Origin of the sequence: Geobacillus sp. (genome assembly GCF_017515625.1) — a bacterium.
Lineage (GTDB): Bacteria > Bacillota > Bacilli > Bacillales > Anoxybacillaceae > Geobacillus > Geobacillus stearothermophilus.
The window spans coordinates 1-3,350 of sequence record NZ_JAFWFM010000065.1 but is presented as its reverse complement, the minus strand read 5'-3'; the positions used below and the strand labels follow the sequence as shown (position 1 = coordinate 3,350).

Below are 3,350 nucleotides of genomic sequence, written 5' to 3'. Positions count from 1 at the left end.
TTTTTGTCCCCGTCGCCCTTGACGACTCTTCCGCACCTTTGGCGGGTGTTGGTCAAGGGCGAATCCGGCCCTCCGCATGCCCCACGATGCTCAATGGGATGATCTGTGTGGAGTTTTCATAGAACTTTTGACGCTACCTCAGTTAGGCGTTTTGCCTGCTCATTTGTTTCATTGTCGATTGTGATTTTGGGTAAAATTAGAAATGGAAAGGCGATATCCAAAGGAGGAGAATGGAATGAACGTGCGGATTGAACGCGACTCGCTCGGTGAGGTGCAGGTGCCGGCTGATAAGTACTGGGGGGCGCAGACGGAGCGAAGCCGGCAAAACTTTCGCATCGGCAAAGAAACAATGCCGCTTGAACTCATTTATGCCTATGCCGAGCTGAAAAAGGCGGCGGCGATCGTGAACCATCAGGCTGGAAAGCTGAGCGAAGCGAAGCAGCGGGCGATTGTGGCCGCGTGCGAGGAAATTTTGGCGGGCCGATGGGATGACCATTTTCCACTCGTCGTCTGGCAGACGGGAAGCGGGACGCAGACGAACATGAACGTCAACGAAGTCGTGGCGAGGAGGGCGAATGAGCTGCTAGGTGACGGGGAGGGGCGCATTCACCCAAACGATGATGTGAACATGTCGCAAAGCTCGAACGACACATTCCCAACTGTGATGCATATCGCGATCTTCACGAAGATCCAAACGCACCTCCTGCCAGCGCTTGATGGCTTGATCGGAACATTCGCTGCGAAAGAACGCCAATATGAAAAGACGATCAAAATCGGGCGCACCCACTTGCAAGACGCGACGCCGCTCACATTTGGGCAGGAGATTTCCGGCTGGCGGACGATGCTGGAAAAAAGCAAGGCCATGATCACCGAAGCGAGTGAGAAGCTGCTTGATTTGGCGATCGGCGGCACGGCGGTCGGAACCGGAATCAATGCGCCGCCGGGATTTGGCGAACAAGTGGCCGAGCAGCTGAAGGCGCAAACCGGCTATCCATTCCGTTCGGCAACAAACAAATTCCATGCGTTAACCAGCCATGACGAGATTGTTTACGTCCACGGGTCATTGAAAGCGCTCGCTTCCGATTTGATGAAAATCGCCAACGACATCCGCTGGCTGGCGAGCGGGCCGCGCTCCGGGCTCGGGGAGATCACGATTCCAGCCAATGAACCGGGGAGCTCGATCATGCCGGGGAAAGTGAATCCGACGCAAAGCGAAGCGATGACGATGGTCGCTGTTCAAGTGTTCGGCAACGACGCCACGATCGGTTTTGCGGCAAGCCAAGGCAACTTCCAATTAAATGTGTTCAAGCCAGTCATCGCTTATAACGCCATTCAGTCCGTGCAGCTGCTCGGCGATGCGATTCGTTCGTTTGATGAGCGGTGCGCCAAAGGGTTGGAGGCGAATGAAGCGAAAATGAAAGAATACGTAGAGCGGTCGCTCATGCTCGTGACGGCGCTGAGCCCGCATATCGGCTATGACCGGGCGTCGGAAATCGCGAAGCTCGCCATCGCGAAGGGTTGACGCTCAAGGAAGCGGCATTGAAAACCGGGTATGTGACAGCTGAGCAGTACGAAGAATGGGTGAGGCCGGAGAAGATGATTTAGCGGCACAAAACGACGGGTAGATCAGCCGTGAGCGAATAGGCGGGCCAAAAACGGGGCTGACCCAAAACGCGAATGCGTTTTGGGATCAGCCCCCACTTTTTTGCCTCAAATATAGAAGAATCGCCCTTTTTTCTGGTAGAATAGAGTCACCAAAACCACTACCACCGAAAGAAGGGCGATTCTTTTATGAAACATGATCATATTTCCTTTAAAGAGTATACCATGGACAACCTCTCTTTGCCAAGCAACATCGCCGATCTCATTCCACGGGATAACATGGCCCACGTGGTTCATGAGATGGTTGAACGCATCCCGATGGAGACGTTTCTTGCTTACTACAAAGGAGGGGGCGCCTCCGCCTATCATCCGAAAATGATGACCAAAATTCTCCTTTACGCTTACACCCAAAAAATGTATCATGGCCGTGAGATTGCACGGCAGCTCGAAGTCCACCTTCCCCTCATGTGGCTAAGTGGATTTCAAAAGCCGGACTTCCGCTCCATCAATCGGTTTCGTTCGGAGCGGATGAAAGACCTGATTGACGACCTGTTCCGGGAAATGATCACGCTGCTCGTGGCCGACGGCTATGTCAAGATGGAAGATTATTTTGTGGATGGAACGAAAATTGAAGCGAATGCCAACCGGTACACCTTCGTTTGGCGCAAATCGGCTGAGAAGTACCAGGAGAAACTCCAAGCCAATGTCGATCGGCTGATTGCCCAGATCGAGGCGATCGTGGAAGAAGAAAAGGCGGAAGACATCGACCCTTCGCCGGCCTTTACGTCAGAAGAAATCCGAAAGAAAACCGAGGAGTGGGAAAAACGGTTGGAGGCCGAGCCGGACAACCAACCGTTGAAGAAGGCCATCAAGAAGATGAAGGAGGACTACTTGCCCCGCAGTGAAAAGTATGAACACCAACTCCATGTATGCGGGGATCGCAACAGCTATTCCAAGACCGATGTGGATGCCACCTTCATGCGGTTGAAGGAGGATCACATGCGAAACGGCCAGCTCAAGCCGGCCTATAACGTACAGGTGGGTTCTTCCGGCCAATTTATTTTGGGGTATTCCCTTCATCAGAGGCCGGGCGACACTCGTTGTCTTCTCCCGCATTTGGAGACCGTTCGAGAGAAGTACGGCGTGGAACCCGAACGTTTGATCGCTGACGCGGCTTATGGCTCGGAAGAGAACTACGTGAAGCTGGAAGAGAAGCACATATCGGCCTTGATCAAGTACCATACGTATGAGAAGGAGAACACGCGCAAGGTCAAGAAAAATCCGCATCATCAGCAGAATTGGACCTATGTGGAAGAAGAAGACGTTTGGATTTGCGCCAATGGGAAAAAGCTGGTTCGCACCGGAACTTCGAAACAGACCACGGAATCAGGATACACCTCGGTCACCCGACACTACCAATGCCATGAATGCGAAGGATGTCCGTTCCGTTCGGCCTGCACGACTTCCAAGTATGGACGAACCACGCAATGGAACCCCATCTATCATGAACAAAAACAGAAAGCCCGCGAACGGTTGGAGAGTGAAGAAGGGCAAGCCCGATACCGCCAACGCCAAACCGACATTGAGAGTGTATTTGGGCAAATCAAACAAAATCGCGGGTTTCGTCGCTTTGTCCTGCGAGGCCTCCAAAAAGTTTCCATCGAATGGGGGCTGGTTTGTGCTGCCCACAATCTTCTCAAAAAAGCCGCTAGGGACAAGCAATTGTCCTTGGTGGCGTAAATGAGGGG

1 protein-coding gene and 1 pseudogene are annotated in these 3,350 nt (G+C 53.0%); both read left to right on the top strand.

Features of this window, described 5'->3' with window-relative positions; translation table 11 throughout:
- The first annotated feature begins 235 nt into the window (after positions 1-235).
- Positions 236-1,605 (top strand): annotated as a pseudogene (fumC, locus tag IKE44_RS04205) (class II fumarate hydratase).
- Positions 1,606-1,791: 186 nt separating this feature from the next.
- Positions 1,792-3,342 carry an IS1182 family transposase gene (locus tag IKE44_RS04200; protein ID WP_183084396.1) on the top strand — a complete coding sequence of 517 codons (1,551 nt, stop codon included), beginning with the start codon at positions 1,792-1,794 and terminating at the stop codon, positions 3,340-3,342.
- Positions 3,343-3,350: the final 8 nt, after the last annotated feature.